General features: G+C 67.4%; 16 protein-coding genes and 1 tRNA gene. 7 read left to right on the forward strand and 10 right to left on the reverse strand.

Features of this window, described 5'->3' with window-relative positions:
• Nucleotides 1-37 precede the first annotated feature (37 nt).
• Nucleotides 38-1177, forward strand: a complete 1140-nt coding sequence (locus QRM89_RS14355) for a homoserine O-acetyltransferase (protein ID WP_285448312.1) — start codon at nucleotides 38-40, stop codon at nucleotides 1175-1177.
• A 21-nt stretch (nucleotides 1178-1198) separates the two neighbouring features.
• Entirely contained in the window at nucleotides 1199-1813 is a 615-nt protein-coding gene (locus QRM89_RS14360; protein WP_285448313.1) for a cold shock and DUF1294 domain-containing protein, read from the forward strand.
• 46 nt (nucleotides 1814-1859) lie between these two features.
• On the opposite strand, the gene cydC is transcribed toward QRM89_RS14360, so the two are convergent.
• Nucleotides 1860-3536, reverse strand: a complete 1677-nt coding sequence (cydC, locus tag QRM89_RS14365) for a thiol reductant ABC exporter subunit CydC (protein ID WP_285448314.1) — start codon at nucleotides 3534-3536, stop codon at nucleotides 1860-1862.
• Nucleotides 3533-5266 (reverse strand): thiol reductant ABC exporter subunit CydD, encoded by a 1734-nt coding sequence (cydD, locus tag QRM89_RS14370; protein WP_285448315.1) that lies wholly within the window; start codon nucleotides 5264-5266, stop codon nucleotides 3533-3535. The genes cydC and cydD overlap by 4 nt, the downstream gene beginning before the upstream one ends.
• Before the next feature lie 159 nt (nucleotides 5267-5425).
• On the opposite strand from cydD, the gene QRM89_RS14375 reads away from it, so the two are divergent.
• From QRM89_RS14375 to QRM89_RS14395, 5 genes are all read left to right on the forward strand, one after another.
• Nucleotides 5426-7018 carry a cytochrome ubiquinol oxidase subunit I gene (locus QRM89_RS14375; protein ID WP_285448316.1) on the forward strand — a complete coding sequence of 531 codons (1593 nt, stop codon included), beginning with the start codon at nucleotides 5426-5428 and terminating at the stop codon, nucleotides 7016-7018.
• Nucleotides 7019-7033: 15 nt separating this feature from the next.
• Nucleotides 7034-8185: a cytochrome d ubiquinol oxidase subunit II gene (gene cydB / locus QRM89_RS14380; protein WP_267315024.1), complete on the forward strand. Its 1152-nt coding sequence runs from the start codon at nucleotides 7034-7036 to the stop codon at nucleotides 8183-8185.
• A 76-nt stretch (nucleotides 8186-8261) separates the two neighbouring features.
• Nucleotides 8262-8366 (forward strand): cytochrome bd-I oxidase subunit CydX, encoded by a 105-nt coding sequence (cydX, locus tag QRM89_RS14385; protein ID WP_042599270.1) that lies wholly within the window; start codon nucleotides 8262-8264, stop codon nucleotides 8364-8366.
• A 59-nt stretch (nucleotides 8367-8425) separates the two neighbouring features.
• Nucleotides 8426-8502 (forward strand) — tRNA-Pro (locus QRM89_RS14390).
• Nucleotides 8503-8587: 85 nt separating this feature from the next.
• Nucleotides 8588-9856: an MFS transporter gene (locus tag QRM89_RS14395; protein WP_285448317.1), complete on the forward strand. Its 1269-nt coding sequence runs from the start codon at nucleotides 8588-8590 to the stop codon at nucleotides 9854-9856.
• Here the strand turns inward: QRM89_RS14395 and QRM89_RS14400 are convergent.
• The 8 genes from QRM89_RS14400 to QRM89_RS14435 all read right to left on the reverse strand — a co-directional run bounded on the left by QRM89_RS14400 (nucleotide 9837) and on the right by QRM89_RS14435 (nucleotide 18352).
• Nucleotides 9837-11750, reverse strand: a complete 1914-nt coding sequence (locus QRM89_RS14400; RefSeq protein WP_285448318.1) for a CocE/NonD family hydrolase — start codon at nucleotides 11748-11750, stop codon at nucleotides 9837-9839. The genes QRM89_RS14395 and QRM89_RS14400 overlap by 20 nt on opposite strands.
• 392 nt (nucleotides 11751-12142) lie before the next feature.
• Complete coding sequence (locus QRM89_RS14405; protein WP_285448319.1) at nucleotides 12143-13387, reverse strand: glutamate-5-semialdehyde dehydrogenase; 1245 nt, start codon at nucleotides 13385-13387, stop codon at nucleotides 12143-12145.
• 158 nt (nucleotides 13388-13545) lie between these two features.
• Nucleotides 13546-14700 (reverse strand): glutamate 5-kinase, encoded by a 1155-nt coding sequence (proB, locus tag QRM89_RS14410; protein WP_285448320.1) that lies wholly within the window; start codon nucleotides 14698-14700, stop codon nucleotides 13546-13548.
• A gap of 58 nt (nucleotides 14701-14758) precedes the next feature.
• Entirely contained in the window at nucleotides 14759-15019 is a 261-nt protein-coding gene (locus tag QRM89_RS14415) for a YciI family protein (protein ID WP_042599275.1), read from the reverse strand.
• The gene (locus QRM89_RS14420; protein WP_228424702.1) at nucleotides 15019-15423 is read right to left on the reverse strand and encodes a cupin domain-containing protein; all 405 of its coding nucleotides are present in this window, start codon (nucleotides 15421-15423) and stop codon (nucleotides 15019-15021) included. Before QRM89_RS14420 ends, QRM89_RS14415 begins: the two co-directional genes overlap by 1 nt.
• Nucleotides 15423-16718 (reverse strand): argininosuccinate lyase, encoded by a 1296-nt coding sequence (argH, locus tag QRM89_RS14425; RefSeq protein WP_119959566.1) that lies wholly within the window; start codon nucleotides 16716-16718, stop codon nucleotides 15423-15425. The genes QRM89_RS14420 and argH overlap by 1 nt, the downstream gene beginning before the upstream one ends.
• A 75-nt stretch (nucleotides 16719-16793) precedes the next feature.
• A complete protein-coding gene (gene argC / locus QRM89_RS14430) occupies nucleotides 16794-17744 on the reverse strand; it encodes an N-acetyl-gamma-glutamyl-phosphate reductase (protein WP_285448321.1) in 951 nt (316 codons plus the stop codon).
• A complete protein-coding gene (locus QRM89_RS14435; RefSeq protein WP_285448322.1) occupies nucleotides 17741-18352 on the reverse strand; it encodes a GNAT family protein in 612 nt (203 codons plus the stop codon). The genes argC and QRM89_RS14435 overlap by 4 nt, the downstream gene beginning before the upstream one ends.
• Nucleotides 18353-18354: the final 2 nt, after the last annotated feature.

The following is an 18354-nucleotide window of genomic DNA, read 5'->3' on the forward strand; positions in this document are numbered from 1 at the left end:
GCACGCCGGCTCCCGCCATGCCGGATAGAATCACGCGATGACCGAATTCATTCCCACCGGTACCCGCTTCCACGCCCTGCCCTCGCCATTGCCGATGAAACGCGGCGGCGTGCTGCATCAGGCCAGGGTGGCCTATGAAACGTGGGGCACGCTGGACGCGGACCACGGCAATGCCGTGTTGATCGTCACTGGCCTGTCGCCCAACGCCCACGCCGCGGCCAATGCCGGCAACCCCGAGCCCGGTTGGTGGGAAGCGATGGTGGGCCCGGGCAAGCCGATCGACACCGAGCGCTGGTTCGTGGTGTGCGTCAACTCGTTGGGCAGTTGCAAGGGCTCCACCGGCCCGGCTTCGATCGACCCGGCCACCGGCGCTCCCTACCGGCTGTCGTTCCCAGAATTGTCCATCGAAGATGTCGCCGATGCCGCAGCCGATGTGGTGCGTGCGCTGGGCATCGCGCAGCTGGCCTGCCTGATCGGCAACTCGATGGGCGGCATGACCGCGTTGGCGTTGCTGCTGCGCCACCCCGGTATCGCGCGCAGCCACATCAATATCTCCGGCAGCGCGCAGGCGTTGCCGTTTTCGATCGCCATCCGCTCGCTGCAGCGCGAAGCCATTCGCTTGGATCCGCACTGGAACGGCGGCCACTACGACGATGTGCAGTACCCGGAATCGGGCATGCGCATGGCGCGCAAGCTGGGCGTGATCACCTATCGCTCGGCGCTGGAATGGGATGGCCGTTTCGGCCGCGTGCGGCTGGATTCCGAACAGACCGCCGAGGATCCATTCGGGCTCGAATTCCAGGTCGAAAGCTATCTCGAAGGCCATGCACGCCGCTTCGTGCGCTTCTTCGACCCCAACTGCTATCTCTATCTAAGCCGCTCGATGGATTGGTTCGATCTGGCCGAGTACGCACCGCACGTGCCCGAGGGCGCAGCGCCGGAATCCGGCGTGCTGGCGGGGCTGGCGCAGATCCGCATCGCACGCGCGCTGGCGATCGGCGCCAACACCGACATCCTGTTCCCGGTGCAGCAGCAGGAACAGATTGCCGAAGGCTTGCGTGCTGGCGGTGCCGATGCCCAGTTCCTGGGCCTGGATTCCCCGCAGGGCCACGACGCCTTCCTGGTGGATTTCGCCCGCTTCGGCCCGGCAGTGCGGGCCTTTCTTGCAGACTGCTGAGCCGCTCATGGTGGGGGATCGATGCGTTATCAGGGGCGTCTGAGCGATTGGGATGACCACAAGGGCTTCGGGTTCGTCGTGCCGCATGGCGGTGGCGAGCGTGCCTTTGTGCATATCGGCGCATTTGGGCCGCAGCGGCGGCGGCCCTGCAATGGCGATGTGCTCACCTACGCGGTGCAGCGCGATGCACACGCGCGGCTGAAGGCCACGCAGGTGCGCTGGGCAGACCGCAGCACCCAGGCCAGGACGCGTCAACGCGGTAGCGGCTTGCCGCGCAAGTTCATTGCGGTGATGTTCCTGGGCGCGATCGTCGCCGCCGTCGTGCTGCAGCGGCTGCCGTTGCTGGTGCTGCTCTGGTATGTGGCCGCCAGTGGGGTGGCCGTGCTCGCCTACGCCATCGACAAGTCTGCGGCGCAACGCAACCAATGGCGGACGCCGGAAGCCACCTTGCACCTGATCGGCGTGCTGGGCGGTTGGCCTGGCGCGCTGTTGGCGCAGGAATGGTATCGCCATAAATGCAGCAAGGCCGCGTTCCAGCTGACGTTCTGGATCACCGCCGGGTTGAATGTCGGCCTGTTGCTGTGGGCCTGGCTGCAGCCGGGGCTGATGGCCACGCTCCGGGCGGTGCTGGACTGAGCACAGCACCGTGACTGCGAGACGCACCGGGACAGGTGCGTCTCGCTCAGGGCAGCGCTTCCAGCACCCCGTCCCGCATTCGGTAGCGCCTCTGCACCACGCCGTCGGGCACGCTGTCGTGGGTGATCATCACCAGGCTGCGCTGGCCGAGTGCGGCGGCCAGGTCAATCAACAGCGCATGTGCGGTATCCACGTCCAGGCCGTCGGTGGGTTCGTCCAGCAGCAGGATCTGCGCATCGCGCAACAACGCGCGTGCCAGTGCAAGCCGGCGGGCCTGGCCAGCCGAAAGCGTGGCGCCGTTTTCGCCCACCCAGGTCTCCAGGCCGTTCTGGGTAGTGGCCCAGTCGCGCAGGCGCACCTGATCGAGCACGGCCCACAGCGCGGCATCGCTGGCAGCGGCATCGCCGATGACCAGGTTCTCGCGCACGGTGCCGGCAAACACCGGCGCGTTCTGCGGCAGCCAGGCGATGCGTTGGTGCCACTGCGCCTGCGCGAACGTGCGCAGCGCGATGCCGGCGTAGTCCACCTGCCCGTCCTGCGGGTCCCATAGCCGCAGCAGCAGGGCCGACAGCGTGCTCTTGCCGCTGCCGCTATCGCCGCTGATGGCGATGCGCTCGCCCGGGCCCAGCCGCAGGTCCACCGCCTGCAGCACCGGCCGTGCGGCCCCCGGCCAGGCGAAGCGCACCTGGCGCAGTTCCAGCACCCCACTGGGCGGCACCGCGACTGGCTGCAGCGGGTCCTGCACCGAAGGCGCCTGGTCCACGATCGCCTGCAGGCGCTGCCCGGCCACGCGCGCACTCTGCAGCGCCTGCAACGCCAGGCCGGCGCCGGCCCACACCTCCAGCAAGGCCATGGTCAGGAACACCAGGCCGGCTGCCATCGCGGCGTCGATCAGGTCGCGCTCGGCCGCGTCCAGCGCCAGCCACAGCATGCCCGCCAGGCCGATGCCACCGCAGAGCGCATGCAGCAGATTGCCGCCGATCAGGTGCCGCCGCTGGCTGCGGTCGCCCTGCGCCAAGGCCGTGCCGGCGGTGTCGATGCGGGTGATCCAGGTGCCTTGTGCCTCCACCGCCGCCAGGTCCGCCGCACCCTCCAGGCCCTCGAACGCCTGCGTGCGCAAGGCGGCGCGCTGCTGGGTGCGGCGCTGTTCGCGCGCGGCGCCGCCACGTGCCACCTGCCACGGCACCAGCACGCCGGTCAGCAGCCCCAGCACCACCAGCAGGCCTGCAGCCGGCGGGTAGATCACCGCGGCGGCCGCCACGCCGGCGCACCACACACCGAGCAATGCAGACAGCGGTGCCAACGCGCGCACGCTGACGCCATCGACCTCGCCGATGTCGGACATCAGCCGCGCCAGCAGGTCACCGGTGCGTGTGGCCGACAGGCGTCCGGGTGCGAGCGGCAAGGCGCGACGGAAGAACCACACCCGCGCATCGCGCGCGACGCGCAAGGTGGCGTCATGGCCGATCAGTTTCTCGCCGTAGCGCGACACGATCCGCGCAAACGTCAGCGCCCGAATCCCGGCCGAGGGCGAGAAGAAATTGAAGCCCGAGCCCAGCCCGGCAACACCGGCCAGGGCCGCGGCGGTGAGAAACCCGCCAGACAAGCTGAGCAAACCAACACCTGCCAGCGCGGTGACCAGCACCAGCACCGCCGACACCAGCAACCGCCACAGGTGGCGGGTAAACACATCGCGCAGGCGATCGGGTGCCGGGTGCTTCATGGCTGCTCCATCGCCACGCGCGCGCCGCGTGGATCGATCACCGTGTCGGCCCACTGCATCACCGCGGCGCTGTGCGTGGCCAGCACCACAGCGCGTCCACGCGCGAACAGCGCAAGGCTGCGCAGCAGGTCGGCCTCGGTGTCGGGATCCAGAAAGGCCGTGGGCTCGTCCAGCAACAGCACATCGGGCTCCCGCAACAGCAGCCGTGCCAACGCCACGCGCCGGGCTTCGCCGCCGGATAACCCGAAGCCGCGCTCGCCGATCACCGTGTCCAGCCCGTCCGGCAGCTGCGTGGCAAACCGCAGCACCTGCGCCGCGTCGGCCACCGCGCGCAGGCGGGCGTCGTTGGCCTGTGGATCGGCCAGGCGCAGGTTGTCGGCGATGCTGCCGTGGAACAGGTAGGGCCGCTGCGGTGCATAGCCGATGCGCACCCCGGGCCGCACCGCCAGGCTGCCGCCCTCCAACTCCAGCCAGCCGGCCAGGCCTTCCAGTAGGGTGCTCTTGCCGCTGCCGCTGGGGCCAACCAGTGCGACACGCTGGCCGGCCTCCAGCGCCAGCGAAAAATCGCGCACCACCTGCACTGGCGAACCGGGCGGACGCACTGCCAGCCCACGTGCCTGCAGCAACGGCGCGTGCGCCTGTGCCGGTTCCAGCGGCCGCGCCGGCACTGCCGGCACCTGCACCGCCACCGCAGGCGGTGCAAAGCCGTGCAGCAGGCGCTCGGCTTCGGACACTGCGGCCAGCGCGTTGGCGCGGTCGTGGTAGTGCGCGGCCAGCCGCCGCAGGGGCGCAAAGAATTCCGGCGCTAACAGCAGGCAGAACATGCCCGTGCCCAGGCTCGGCAGCCCGTGCAGATCCAGCATGCCCAGGTAGCTCAACCCGAAATACAGCGCCACGATCGCCACGCTTACCGAGGCGAAGAACTCCAGCACGGTGGAGGACAGGAACGCGATACGCAGCACTTTCAGCGAGCGCTCGCGCACGCCGTCGGCGGCTGCCGCAATACCGCCCAGTTCGGCCTCGCCACGGCCGTACACTCGCAGCAGGCCCAGGCCCTTGAGGCGGTCGGCAAAGTGCCCGCCCATGCGCGCCAGCTCGCCCAGTTGTTCGCGGCCGGCGGCTTCGGCGCCCCACCCCACCAGCATCATGAAAAACGGAATCAGCGGCGCGGTGAGCAACAGCACCAGGCCCACCACCCAATCCACCGAGAACACCGCCAGCAGGATCAACCCCGGCACCACCAGCATTTCGGTGCGCGCCAGCTGGTAACCGACGAAATAGCCTTCCAGCGCGTCGCTATGCGCCAGGCTCAGTTCACCGAGTTCACCGCTGCGCTGGCGGCGCAACCACACCGGGCCGTGTTCGAGCAGGCGCCGTGCAATGCGCAGGCGCAAGGCGTGTTTGGCGACATCGGCTACCTCGCCGGCCAGCGATTGCGCCCATGCGCCGCACAGCGCGCGACCGATCGCCGCACCCAGCAGGCCCAGGCCGACATGGCCCAGTTCCGCCAGTGGGCGGTGCTGCACCAGCACGGACTGGATCAGCCAGGCGATGGCGGCGGACTGCAGCAGCAACAACACGCCCGAAATCGTCACCGCGACACCCGCCAGACGGCGCGCGCGCGTGGCCGGTGCGGCCAGCGCGTCCAGCCATTGGCCGCGCTGGCGGCGCTGCGCGGGCGTTTCGCTGGCTGGCACGCTGGGCTGGCTCACATCGCTCTCGGAAGACATCGCGGCGGATCGCAATTGTAAGTCGCCATCCCACGGCTGCGGGTTGGACAGTCTGACGCACCCATCGGTGGCCGCCTTGATTTGGATCAACGCGCCGAGCGCGGCAGGGGCAGATCATCCGCTGTGTTCCTACTGACACTCAACCAGGTCCACCCTGCCATGATCGACTCGACAGTCGTTGAACTGTCGCGGCTGCAGTTCGCACTGACCGCGATGTACCACTTTCTCTTCGTCCCGCTGACCCTGGGGCTCTCTTTCATGATTGCGATCATGGAGAGCGTCTATGTCATGACCGGCAAGGACGTCTGGCGCCGCATGACGCTGTTCTGGGGCGTGCTGTTCGGCATCAATTTCGCCATGGGTGTCGGCACCGGCATCGTGATGGAGTTCCAGTTCGGCATGAACTGGTCCTACTACAGCCACTATGTCGGCGACATCTTCGGCGCGCCGTTGGCGATCGAAGGCCTGATGGCGTTCTTCCTGGAAGCGACCTTCATCGGCCTGTTCTTTTTCGGCTGGAGCCGGCTCTCGCGCGTGCAGCACCTCACGGTGACCTGGCTGATGGCGCTGGGCACCAACCTGTCGGCGCTGTGGATCCTGATCGCCAACGGCTGGATGCAGAACCCCACCGGCGCGGTGTTCAACCCGGACACCATGCGCATGGAGGTGGTGGACTTCATGGCGGTGCTGTTCAACCCGGTGGCGCAGGCCAAGTTCGTGCACACGGTGAGCGCGGGCTATGTCACCGGCGCAATGTTCGTGATGTCGATCAGTGCGTTGTTCCTGCTGCGCGGCACACACCGCGAGCTGGCCCGCCGCTCGTTCGCGGTGGCTGCGGCGTTCGGCCTGTTCTCGGCGCTGTCGGTGGTGGTGCTCGGCGATGAGAGCGGCTATGCCGCCAACGAGCACCAGAAGATGAAGCTGGCCGCCATCGAGGCGATGTGGGAGACCGAAGCCGCACCGGCCAACTTCACCGCGTTCGGCATTCCCAACCAGACCACGCACCGCAACGATTACGCGATCCAGCTGCCCTACCTGATGGGGCTGGTGGCTACGCGCTCGCTGGACCAGCAGATCCCCGGCATCCTGGATCTGGTCAAGCGTGCCGAACACCGCATCCGCGGCGGGCAGATCGCCTACGGTGCATTGCAACGCCTGCGTGCCGACAAGCACGATGTTGAAGCACGCAAGGTGTTCGATGCGCATTGGCAGGACCTGGGCCACGGGCTGCTGCTCAAGCGCTATCGCGACGACATCGGCAACGCCACGCCAGAGCAGATTGCACAGGCCGCAATGGACACCGTGCCGCGCGTCTTGCCGCTGTTCTGGACGTTCCGGGTGATGGCGGCACTGGGCTTCTATCTGATCGCCTTCTTCGCCGCCGCGTTCTGGTTCTCGTGCAAGCACACTTTCGAAGACAAGCGCTGGTTCCTGACGGTGGCGCTGTGGTCGTTGCCGGCACCGTGGATCGCCATCGAATGCGGCTGGTTCGTGGCCGAATACGGCCGCCAGCCGTGGGCGGTGGAAGGCGTGCTGCCCACGTTCTATGCCGCCTCCGGTCTTGCCTTGCATCAGCTCCTGCTCTCGCTGGGCGGCTTCGTGGCGCTGTACACGGCGCTGCTGATCATCGAGATCAAGCTGATGCTCAAAGCCATCCGCAAAGGCCCGGACGCGTTCTTTCCCGCCTTGCGTGACACCACCTCCCCTGCCCCCACGCATGCCGGCGATGCGCTGGCTGGCGCTCAACCGTAACGGTCGGAGACACCCATGGATTTCATTGGATTGGACTACACAACGCTGCGCGTGATCTGGTGGCTACTGCTCGGCATCCTGCTGATCGGGTTTGCGGTCATGGACGGGTTCGACCTGGGCGTGGGCGCGCTGCTGCCGTTTGTGGCGCGCACCGATGCCGAGCGCCGGCTGGTGGTCAACACCATCGGCCCGGTGTGGGAAGGCAACCAGGTGTGGCTGGTGCTCGGTGGCGGCGCGATCTTCGCAGCCTGGCCACCGCTGTATGCGGTGAGCTTTTCGGGCTTTTATCTGGCGATGTTCGTGATCCTGTTTGCGCTGATCCTGCGCCCGGTGGGTTTCAAGTACCGCGGCAAGCTGCCGGGGCAGCGCTGGCGCAGCAACTGGGACTGGGCGCTGTTTGTCGGCGGCTTCATTCCGGCGCTGATCATGGGCGTGGCGGTGGGCAACGTGGTGCTGGGTGTGCCGTTCCATTTCGACGACAGCCTGCGCGTGTTCTACACCGGCAGCTTCTTCGGGTTGTTGACGCCCTTCGCGTTGCTGGCCGGCCTGCTCAGCGTGGCGATGCTGGTGGCGCATGGCGCGGCGATGCTGGTGCTCAAGACCGACGGCCCGGTGGCCGACCGCGCGGCGCGCTACGGCAGTAGTGCGGCCGTGCTCGGCGTGACGTTGTTTGCAGGTGCCGGTGCCTGGGTGGCGTTCGGGTTGCCCGGCTATGTGGTGACCTCGGCAACGGTGACCGACGCGGCCACTGACCCGCTTGGCAAGACCGCCGCCCTCACCGCCGCCGGTGGCTGGCTGCACAACTACCGCAGCATGCCCGCCACTGCAGTTGCGCCGCTGGTCGGCCTGCTGGGATTAGCCCTCAACGCGGCGCTGCTGCGCGCACGCCGTGGCGGCCTGGCGTTCATTGCCTCGGGCAGTGCCATCGCCGGCATCATCCTGACCGTGGGCTTTGCGCTGTTTCCGTTCCTGCTGCCCTCTTCCAGCGCACCGGGCTCGAGCCTGACGCTGTGGGATGCCTCCAGCAGCCGGCTGACGCTGTGGATCATGTTGCTGGCCACTGCGGTGTTCCTGCCGATCATCATCGCCTACACCACCTGGGTCTACCGCGTGCTCAAGGGCAAGGTCACCGCCGAAGAGATGGCCGGCAATCCCAACGCGTATTGAACGCACCCCTGCGGGCGCTGCTGCACGGCGCACAGCGCTCGCATGCCCACACTTCAACGCAACAAGGAGTACACCGATGTGGTATTTCGCATGGATTCTTGGCACCGGTCTGGCCGCACTGGCTGCCGTGCTCAACGGCATGTGGTTCGAGGCGCGCGAGCAAGACACACCGCGCCGATAAAAAAGTTGTCTGCAGTGCTTGCCGATTTGGCATTCCCTATGTAACATACGCGGCTCCTTCGGGGTGTAGCTCAGTCTGGTAGAGCGCTACGTTCGGGACGTAGAGGTCGCAGGTTCGAATCCTGTCTCCCCGACCAAGTTTCAAAACACAAAACCGGCCTCGTGCCGGTTTTGTGTTTTCAGGCGCCGCCATAGTGCTGTGGTCGGTGCGGACGGTCTGTCATGTCTGGTGCACTTTCTACCGTTGCCTCACCTTCCGCACAGCGACGTGGTCGCGGGGTGGTGCTGGCTGCGGTTCTGTTGTCTGCGTTCAATCTGCGCACGGCGGTGACCTCGCTGACGCCGCTGCTGGAACGCATCGCGCATGAGTACGATTTTGGTGCCCCAACGATGGGCGCGCTGGGCATGTTGCCGACTGCCGCGTTCGCGCTCACCGGCGTGGCCACGCCCGCGTTGTTGCGCCGGTTCGGGCTGCTGCAGACCGCACTGATTGCCATGGGCCTGGCCACGATCGGTTTGCTGGTGCGCCCGCTGCTGCCGGGCACCGGCGGATTGCTGCTGGGCTCGCTGGTGGCACTGGCCGGCATGGGCGTGGGCAACGTGGTACTGCCGCCGCTGGTGAAGCGCTATTTCGGTGACCGCGTGGGTGGCGTCAGCACGCTGTACATCACCGTGCTGCAGGTGGGCACGCTGTTGCCGGCGTTGATGGCGGTGCCGGTGGCCGATGCCTGGGGCTGGCGCAGTTCGATGATGGTGTGGATGCTGCCGGCGCTGCTGGCGTTGGTCGCCTGGGCGCTGGTGCATGCGCGGCATCGCCGCCTGGCCGCGACCGGGCCGGCGCCGGTGACGCCCACCCCGGAAGCCGAAGGCCGCGTAGCGCGCACTGCGCTGGGCTGGAGCATGGCGCTGACCTTCGGCATGACCTCGCTGGTGACCTATTCGATGTTCACCTGGCTGCCGACGCTGTTCCGCGAGGCCGGTGCGTCGCCCGCCTTCGGCGGCACCATGGTGGCGTTGTTCTCGGCGCTGGGCATGGTTGGCGCGCTGACCATGCCCGCCCTGGCGGTGCGCCTGCGCAACCCGTTCCCGATCGTGCTGCTGTGCGCGGCCTGCCACCTGGTGGCGTTCGCCGGGCTGTGGTGGGCACCGCTGGCGGCGCCGATCCTGTGGGTCACCCTGCTCGGCCTGGGCCCCAGCACGTTCCCGCTGGCGCTGGTGCTGGTCAACCAGCGCAGCCGCACTGCCGCCGGCTCGGCGGCACTGTCGGGGTTTTCGCAGGGCATGGGCTACCTGGTGAGCTGCCTGGGGCCATTCCTGTTCGGCTGGCTGCACGCCCACCGCGGCGGCTGGACCTCGCCCTTCCTGTTCCTGGCCGCCTGCATCGTGATCCAGCTGGTGGCCGCCTGGGTGGCCTGCCGCCCGCAGTGGCTGGAAGACGTCTGGGCGCCGCCGGCACGCAGCGCCCGCGGCGTCAACGCACCGGCAGACTGATGTAGCTGCCCTGCCCCGGCGCCACGTACACACGCTGGGTCGCCTTCTGATAATCGCCGGGCTTGGCGAAGAAGACATTCGGCACGTAGGTCTGCGGGTTGCGGTCGTACAGCGGGAACAGGCTGGACTGCACCTGCACCATCACCCGGTGGCCCGGCTGGAAGGTGTGATTGGCAGTGGGCAGGCCGAACTGGAATGCCAGCGGCTGGTTGGCTGCCAGCGGCGCGGGCGTGCCGAAACTTTCGCGGTAGCGGCCGCGGAAGATCGCCATCGACACCGGCAGCTCATAGCCGCCCATCTTCGGGTCGGCCGCCATCTCGTCCGGGTAGACATCGATCAGCTTGACCACCCAGTCGCTGTCGCTGCCGCTGGTGGACGCCTGCAGATGCACATCCGGCGCGCCGGCGATCTGCAGCGGTGCGATCAGCGGCTCGGTGACGAAGGTGAGGACGTCCGGGCGGCCATCGACGAAGCGCTGGTCGTGCACCAGCCAGGTGGTCCACATGCTGCGGTCGCCGAAGTCGACCGGGCGTGGCACGAACGGCACCGGCTTGGCCGGGTCGGACACGTATTCCTCGAACGCCGGTTGCGCCGCTGTCGGCGCCTGGAACGAGAGCTTGCCGCCGGCCTGCAGATACAGCGGCTTGCTCTTGGCTGTGCAGCCCTTGTCGCAACTGCGTGGCCATGCCTGCAGGCGGTCCCAATGATTCTCGCCGGTGTTGTAGATGAACACCGGCGGCGTGGCGGCTTTCGGCGCGCCATCGACCAAGTACTGGTCGAAGAACGGGCGCAACACATCGTGGCGGAACTGCCGCGCGGTATCGCCATCGAAGTTCAACGCACCCAGCGCGCTGCCGTCGTAATTGACCTGGCTGTGCCGCCACGGCCCCATCACCAGGTAGTTGAGCGTGTTGCTCTTGTCGCGCGGCTCCATCGCCGCATAGCTGTGGATGGCGCCCCACATGTCTTCCTGATCCCACAGGCCCTGCAGCCACATCGTGGGCACCTTCAGCGGCGTGCGCGCCATCACCTTGTCCAGTGCCTGCTCCTGCCAGAAGCTGTCGTAGGCGGCGTGTTCGGTGAGCTTGTGCCACCACGGCAGTTGTTCCAGACCCGCCGCCTTGGCGAAGTCCCCGGCCGAGCCGGCGCGCAGGAAATTGCTGTAGTCGTCATGGCCCTGGCGCGCGATGCCGGTGCCCTTACCGCGCTGGGTCAGCTGGCCGGTGAAGTAATCGAAGTTCACCTGGCGGAACGCGCCGTAGTTGAACCAGTCGTCGCCCATCCAGCCGTCCACCATGGGGCTTTCCGGCACCGCGACCTTGAGCGCCGGATGCGGGTTGGTGAGTGCCATCACCACGGTAAAGCCTTCGTACGAGGAGCCGATCATGCCGACCTTGCCGTTGGACTCCTTGACGTTCTTGACCAGCCAATCGATGGTGTCCCACGCATCGGTGGCATGGTCGACCTCGCTGGGATTGAGCGGCCCGCGCAACGGCCGGGTCATCACGTAATCGCCTTCCGAGCCGTACTTGCCGCGCACGTCCTGGATCACGCGGATGTAGCCACCTTCCACGAACACATCGTCGCCCTGCGCGAGCAGGTCCTTCATGTGCGGCGACGCCATGCGCTCGGTGCGGCCGCTGGCGTTGTACGGCGTGCGCGTGAGCACCATCGGTGCATTGCGTGCGCCCTTGGGCAGCACGATCACCGTATGCAACTTGACCCCATCGCGCATCGGGATCATCACTTCGCGCTTGATGTAGTCGTTGGCAGCGTCGCTTGCCACGAACGGCTTGCCGGTGATGTCCGGGGTCATCGGCGAGGTCTGCGCCAGCGCCGCGCTGGTGGCGGCGGCGACGGCGGTAGCGAGCAGGCAGGCGGCAAGACGACGCATCGACGACTCCGGAAGTGCGGGGGCAGTCGTCGACTGTAGGCAGCACGGCGGCGCCGGGGGGAGTGTCAAAGGTCGTGGTTGCGGTGATGCGGCTGCGCTTGGCGGCGAGCAGGCTGCGCGGTTGGCGGCCTGCGCTAGGTGCGCGTTTGCGTTTGCGTTTGCGTGATATCTGCACGGAGGGCGTGCGCAGCGCAGGCGCTCGATACACTGCCTGCGCAGGGTGAGCACCGGTTCGACACTCAGTTGCGGGTGACTGCCAGCGTCTCAGCGACAACGAGGAAGGACGGGCGTCACCATCGCCCGCGCCGGAGCAATAGCCAGCTGCATCGCGTCGCCTCCCGCTGCAACCATGCCTGCACTGGCGGCCTGTGCGCCAGCACGAGGCCAAGGCGTCAGTGCCGCACCTGCCCCTCACCACGCACCACGAAGCGCTCCACGGTCAGCGCCTCCAGGCCCATCGGGCCGTACGAATGCAGGCGCGTGGTGGAGATGCCGATCTCCGCGCCCAGGCCGAGTTCGCCACCGTCGGAAAACCGCGAAGACGCGTTGACCATCACCACCGCCGAGCGCAGCGACTGCACGAACATTTCGGCGTTGGCGGGCGTCTGCGTCGCGATCACCTCGGTGTGGTCCGAGCCGTACTGGCGGATATGCGCCAGCGCGGTGTCCAGATCCGGCACCACGCGGATGGCCAGGATCAGGTCCAGGAATTCGGCGGCGTAGTCGTCTTCGCTGGCCGCGGCGATCTCGGGCAGCACTGCGCGCGTTGCCGCATCGCCACGCAGCTCGACGTGACGCGCGCGCAACGCGGTGGCGGCGGCGGGCAGAAAGCGTTCGGCGATCTCTGCATGCACCAACAGTGTCTCCAGCGAATTGCATGCCGATGGCCGCGAAGCCTTGCCATCCACCAACAGGCGCACCGCCAGGTCCACATCGGCCGATGCATCCACGAACAGATGGCAGACACCCTTGTAATGCTTGATCACCGGCACGCGCGCGTGTTCGGCAACGAAGCGGATCAGGCCTTCGCCACCGCGCGGAATCGCCAGATCGACGATGTCGCTGAGCTGCAGCAGCTCCAGCATGGTCTCGCGCCGCAAGTCTTCCACCAGCGTCAGCGCCGCTTCGGGCACGCCGGCCTCGCGCAGGGCACGCTGCAGGGCGCGCGCAATCGCGGTGTTGGAATGAATCGCTTCGGAGCCGCCACGCAGGATCACGCCGTTGCCGGCCTTGATGCACAGCGCTGCCGCATCGGCGGTCACATTGGGGCGGGCTTCGTAGATCATCGCGATCACCCCCAGCGGCACGCGCACCTTCTGCACGCGGATCCCGTTGGGGCGCACATCGTCGCGCGTGACCTGGCCCACTGGATCCGGCAGCACGGCCACCTCGCGCAACGCCGCGCCCACTGCCGACAAGCGCGCCGTCGTCAGCGTGAGGCGATCGAGCATCGCCGCACCGGTGCCCTTCTCACGCGCCGCATCCACGTCGCGCTGGTTGGCCTGCAGAATCTGCGTCGCATCGGTGTCGAGCGCATCGGCCATGGCCAGCAACAAGGCCTGCTTGGCGTCTGCGGACAGTTGCGACAGCACCTGCGCGGCGTCGCGGCATTGCAGGGCGAGCGATTTGATGGTCATTGGGGGGCCGGGATTCGAGAATCGGGATTGGGGATTGGGAAACGCAGGCGACCGTTTTATCACCACAAGGGAAGCAGTCGTTGGGACACAGAGACAACGTTTGGGAAACGCTCAACAGATGCTGTTGCGAATCCCCAATCCCGACTCACCAATCCCTGCTACAAAACTACCAGATCATCACGATGCACCACATTCTCGCCATAGCTGTAGCCGAGGATCGGTTCGATCTCGCGCGAGTGGCGGCGGGCGATGCGGCGCACATCCACTGCCGAATACTGGCTCACGCCACGTGCCAGGCAGCGGCTGCCAGTGCTGTCGCGCAGGTGGATTTCCACCATGTCGCCACGGCGGAAATCGCCTTCGGCACCGGCCACGCCACCGGGTAGCAGCGAGGCACCCTTGTCGGTGAGCGCCAGCGCGGCGCCGGCATCGATCAGGATCGTGCCCGGCTCCACCGGCGCATGCCGCAGCCAGTATTTGCGCGCGGCAATGCGCGTTCGTGCGGCGTGGATGCGCGTGCCGCACAGCCGGTCCTGCGCCAGCCCGCGCACCACCTCGGCACTGCGGCCATTGAACAGATAGGTTTCGATCCCGGCCGCGCCGGCCTTGGCGGCGGCTTCCAGCTTGGTGCGCATGCCGCCGGTGCCCACGCTGCTGCCGCTGCCGCCGGCCATTGCCAGCACCTCGGCACTGAGTTCGGCCACCTCGTCGAGCGGGCGTGCCAGCGGGTTGCTGCGCGGGTCGGCGCTGTACAGGCCATCGATGTCGGTGGCGATGAACAAGGCATCGGCATCGACCAGCGCGGCCACGATCGCGGCCAGGTTGTCGTTGTCGCCGAGCTTGAGTTCATCCACCGACACGGTGTCGTTCTCGTTGATCACCGGCAATGCGCCCAGCCGCAACAGTTCGCCCAGCGTGGCGCGCGCATTGAGGTAACGGCGGCGGTTGCGCAGGTCGTCGTGGGTGAGCAGCACCTGTGCCACCGGGCGCTCGAAAAAGCGCTGCCACAACGCGATCAACTGCGCCTGGCCCAGCGCGGCCAGCGCCTGGCGTGCGGCAATGGCGGCGCCGGCTTCGGCTGCCTTGGGCAGGATGGCGCGCCCAGCGGCCACCGCGCCGGACGAGACGATCACCACTTCGCGCCCCGCCACCAGATTGGCCGACACAAACTGCGCCAGGCCCAGCGCAAACCGCGGCGACAGGCCGCCGCCATCGGCCGCCAGCAGGCTGCTGCCCACCTTGAGCACTGCGCGCCGCCACGGCGGCAGCACCTGCTCGGTAAACAGCGAGGTCGCGACGACCGGCTGGGTCATGGCTGTGCCCTAGTGATTGCGGAAGCGATCACCACGTGTGCCACGCGGATGTGCAGCCTCACTGCGCGTTCCATTCGTACACCGTCAGCGTGGAGGCACCGCGCACGGCCAGGGGATCCTGCGCCACGATCTGCTGCGCCTGCGCCAGACCATCGACATTGATCAATACGTACGCGCCACCGCTGCCGTCGCTGAAGCCCCCGGTCAACTCCAATTGCCCGGCGGCGCGCAGCGCATCCAGAAAATCGCGATGCGGCTGCACCACATCGGCCGGGAAGTCGGGCTGGCGCATCGCCAGGACCAGATAGCGCGTGGCCATCAGTCGGCCTCCGTTGGCGCGGCGCCCGGTGCCACCACGGCGGCGGTGGCCACTGGTGTGCTCGCGGTGGTCGTAAGCTCGGCCTTGCCATGCGGCGTGGAGATCACCAGGAACCGCGCCTGCTCATCGGACAGGTTGTGCATCTGATGGGTCGAGCCGGGCGTCACATGCAGGCCCTGGCCCACCTTGAGCACGTGCTGCTCGCCATCCACCTGCAGCATCACTTCGCCGGCGAGCACATAGAAAAAATGCCGTGCACGGCTATGCCGGTGACGTTGCTCCATCGCGCCGGGCGGCATGTGCTCTTCGAGCACGCTCAGCCCCGGGTCGCGCAGCAGGTGCCAGCCATCGCAGGCCTCGCCCCAGGGATAGTGCTCGGCGGTGTCGGCACTGAGGGTCGGGATCACTGCAGCGCCTCCCAGCGGGCGCGCAGCACATCCAGCTGCAGATCGGCCGCCGCACCAGGCGACACGCGTGCGGCCAGGCTGCCTTCCGGTGTGCGCCCCTGCCCTGCGCTGTCAGACGCGGCGGCGGCCGCCTTGTAGGCGTCGCGGAACGGCACCCCGGCCACGGCGGCTTCCACCGCCACATCGGTGGCGTACATGCCCGAATCGATCGCTGCGCGCAGCTTGTCCGGCCGCCATTCCAGGTTGGCCAGCAAGGCCGGCAACAGCTCCAGCGCGGCCAGGCCGCGCGCAAAGCCGTGCACGATCGCGCCCTTGCTGCTCTGCAGATCGCGGTGGTAGCCGGACGGCAGCGACAGCAGCTGTTCGATCTCGGTGCGCGCCGCTGCCACGCTGGCGTGGGTGGCGCGCATCAGTTCAATGACATCGGGGTTGCGCTTGTTCGGCATGATCGAACTGCCGGTGGTGTACTGCGCCGGCAGCGCGACAAAGGCGAACTCACCGCTGGTGAACAACGACAGATCCCAGGCAATCCGGCGCAGGTCCAGCGTTGCGCCACCCAGCGCTTCCAGTGCAGCCAGCTCGAACTTGCCGCGCGAGAGCTGTGCGTAGATGGGCGAGACCTGCAGGCGCGCGAAGCCGAGTTCGGCGGTGGTGTGCGCACGGTCCAGCGGCAGATTGACGCCGTAACCGGCCGCAGTGCCCAGCGGGTTGGTGTCGACCAGCTTGAAGGTGTCGTTGGCGCGCACGGCGTTGTCGATGAAGGCCTCGGCCCACCCCGCCCACCACATGCCGGCCGAGGACACCACCGCACGCTGGATGTGCGTGTAGCCGGGCACCGGTAGCTCGGCTTCGGCCTGCGCGCGGTCCAGCGCCACCTTGGCCACCTCGGTGCTGAGCGCAGCTACGCGCTGCAGCTTGTCTTTCAACCATAGCCGCGTGGCCACCAGGATCTGGTCGTTGCGGCTGCGGCCGGTGTGGATCTTGCGGCCGGCATCGCCCAGGCGTTCGGTCAGCCGCGCTTCGATAGCCGAATGGCAATCCTCGTACTGCGCATCGAGCACGAATGCGCCGCTACGGAAGTCGCCGGCCAGCAGATCCAGCTGCTCGCTCAGCCCGCCCAGTTCCTCCAGCGACAGGATGCCGATGTGCTGCAGCCCCTGCGCATGCGCCTTGCTGGCCGCGATGTCGTACAGGAAGAACTCGCGGTCCAGGATGACGTCATCGCCGGCCAGGAAGGTCTGGATCTTGGCGTCCACCGCCACGCCGGGTTTTTGCCACAACAGATTGGTCATCGGAAAGCGTCTCGAAATAAGTCGTCCAATTGAATCCCCGCAGATGGATGTGCGGGCGCTTGCGAGGGACGCGCATCAGCCAATTGCGGTCAATTCGTCCCAGCCCAGCGCCAGGTTGAGGTTCTGCATGGCCTGCGTGGCCGCGCCCTTGAGCAGGTTGTCCAGCGTTGCCACCACCACCACGCGCTTGTTGCCCGGCGCCATGGTGAACCCACCGATCTGCACGCCATGGGTGCCGGCGATGCGGCTCACCCACGGCGCCTCGTCCACGATCTCGATCAAGGGCTCATGCGCATATCGTTCCAGGTAGCGCGCGTGGATCTGTTCGCGCGTCAACGGCTGCTGCAGCCACAGGTTCACGGTCATGGTGATGCCGCGGAAATGCGACGCCACATGCGGCATGAATTCCACCGGTACGCCGAGCTGCGCGGAGACTTCGCGCTCGTGCATGTGGTTGGTCAGCGCGTATGGCATCAGGTTGTCCGCCAGCAACGCGGGATTGTTCTTGTCTGAAGGCGTAGTGCCCGCACCGGAATAGCCGGAAACGCCAAAGCACTGCGGCGGCCCTGCCAGTTGCTCGCGCAGCGGCGTGATCGCCAGCTGCATGGCCGTGGCATAGCAGCCGGGATTGCTGATGCGGCGCTGCCCGGCGTAGGTGTGACGGGTGAGCTCCGGCAAGCCGTAATACCAGGCCGGATCGAAGCGGTAGTCGGCCGACAGGTCGATCAGCAGCGTCTGCGGCCGGCTGACATCGATGGCCGCCACGAAGGGCTCGGCCTTGCCGTTGGGCAATGCCAGGATCACCACATCCGCGGCCTTGGCAGCCACCGCGTCGGCGTCCAGGCTTTCATAGCGCAGCTCGCCCTGATAGCCATCGCTGTGCTCGGCCACGCGCTGGCCGGCGAGCTCGCGCGAGGACACGAACACCAGCTGCAACTGCGGGTGCGCGGCAATCAGCTTGATCAGCTCCGCGCCGGTATGGCCGCGTGCGCCCACAATGCCGATGGTGGTTGGTTGAACAGTCATGCGTGTGCGTCCAGGCGGAACTGCAGGTGGCGTTTCACCCCGGCCCATTCCGCATTGATGATGGAGAACACCACGGTATCGCGTGGCGTGCCGTCGGCGTGGCGCGTGTGATTGCGCAGCACCCCGTCCTGCTTTGCACCCAGCCGCGCGATGGCCGCGCGCGAGGTGTGATTGAACCAGCTGGTCTCGAACACCACACTCAGGCAGCCGAGCGTTTCAAAGGCATGCCCAAGCAGCAGACGCTTTGCCTCGGTATTGAGGCCGGTGCGCTGTACCCGCGGCGCGTACCAGGTGTAGCCGATCGACAGCTTCGGCACCGACGCATCCAGTGCGTAGTAGCGCGTGCTGCCGGCGATCTCGCCCGCCGCATCGCGCACCACGAACGGCAGCGCAGTGCCGTCCGCCTGCGCGGCCAACGCGGCGGCGATGTAGTCATCGACTTGCGCAGCACCGGGCACGCTGGTGTACCACAGGCGCGACCACGCGCCATCGGCCACTGCCGCACGCAAGTCATCGGCATGGGCAGCGCGCAGTGGCTCCAGCGTGACGTGCTGGCCGCGCAAGGTGGGCACCTCGCGCCAAAGCGTTTGCGATGCGGCGGCCGTCATTG

This window comes from Xanthomonas sp. LMC-A-07 (genome assembly GCF_030208825.1).
Taxonomy (GTDB): domain Bacteria; phylum Pseudomonadota; class Gammaproteobacteria; order Xanthomonadales; family Xanthomonadaceae; genus Xanthomonas; species Xanthomonas campestris.

What these genes read in the sequence shown, in the direction of transcription:
- proB (WP_285448320.1), bottom strand. Translation starts at nt 14,700, where the DNA reads ATGACCCAGCCGGTCGTCGCGACCTCGCTGTTTACCGAGCAGGTGCTG.
- QRM89_RS14395 (WP_285448317.1), top strand. Translation starts at nt 8,588, where the DNA reads ATGTCTGGTGCACTTTCTACCGTTGCCTCACCTTCCGCACAGCGACGT.
- cydB (WP_267315024.1), top strand. Translation starts at nt 7,034, where the DNA reads ATGGATTTCATTGGATTGGACTACACAACGCTGCGCGTGATCTGGTGG.
- QRM89_RS14375 (WP_285448316.1), top strand. Translation starts at nt 5,426, where the DNA reads ATGATCGACTCGACAGTCGTTGAACTGTCGCGGCTGCAGTTCGCACTG.
- argC (WP_285448321.1), bottom strand. Translation starts at nt 17,744, where the DNA reads ATGACTGTTCAACCAACCACCATCGGCATTGTGGGCGCACGCGGCCAT.
- QRM89_RS14405 (WP_285448319.1), bottom strand. Translation starts at nt 13,387, where the DNA reads ATGACCATCAAATCGCTCGCCCTGCAATGCCGCGACGCCGCGCAGGTG.
- QRM89_RS14435 (WP_285448322.1), bottom strand. Translation starts at nt 18,352, where the DNA reads ATGACGGCCGCCGCATCGCAAACGCTTTGGCGCGAGGTGCCCACCTTG.
- QRM89_RS14415 (WP_042599275.1), bottom strand. Translation starts at nt 15,019, where the DNA reads ATGGCCACGCGCTATCTGGTCCTGGCGATGCGCCAGCCCGACTTCCCG.
- QRM89_RS14400 (WP_285448318.1), bottom strand. Translation starts at nt 11,750, where the DNA reads ATGCGTCGTCTTGCCGCCTGCCTGCTCGCTACCGCCGTCGCCGCCGCC.
- argH (WP_119959566.1), bottom strand. Translation starts at nt 16,718, where the DNA reads ATGACCAATCTGTTGTGGCAAAAACCCGGCGTGGCGGTGGACGCCAAG.
- cydD (WP_285448315.1), bottom strand. Translation starts at nt 5,266, where the DNA reads ATGTCTTCCGAGAGCGATGTGAGCCAGCCCAGCGTGCCAGCCAGCGAA.
- QRM89_RS14360 (WP_285448313.1), top strand. Translation starts at nt 1,199, where the DNA reads ATGCGTTATCAGGGGCGTCTGAGCGATTGGGATGACCACAAGGGCTTC.
- cydX (WP_042599270.1), top strand. Translation starts at nt 8,262, where the DNA reads ATGTGGTATTTCGCATGGATTCTTGGCACCGGTCTGGCCGCACTGGCT.
- QRM89_RS14355 (WP_285448312.1), top strand. Translation starts at nt 38, where the DNA reads ATGACCGAATTCATTCCCACCGGTACCCGCTTCCACGCCCTGCCCTCG.
- cydC (WP_285448314.1), bottom strand. Translation starts at nt 3,536, where the DNA reads ATGAAGCACCCGGCACCCGATCGCCTGCGCGATGTGTTTACCCGCCAC.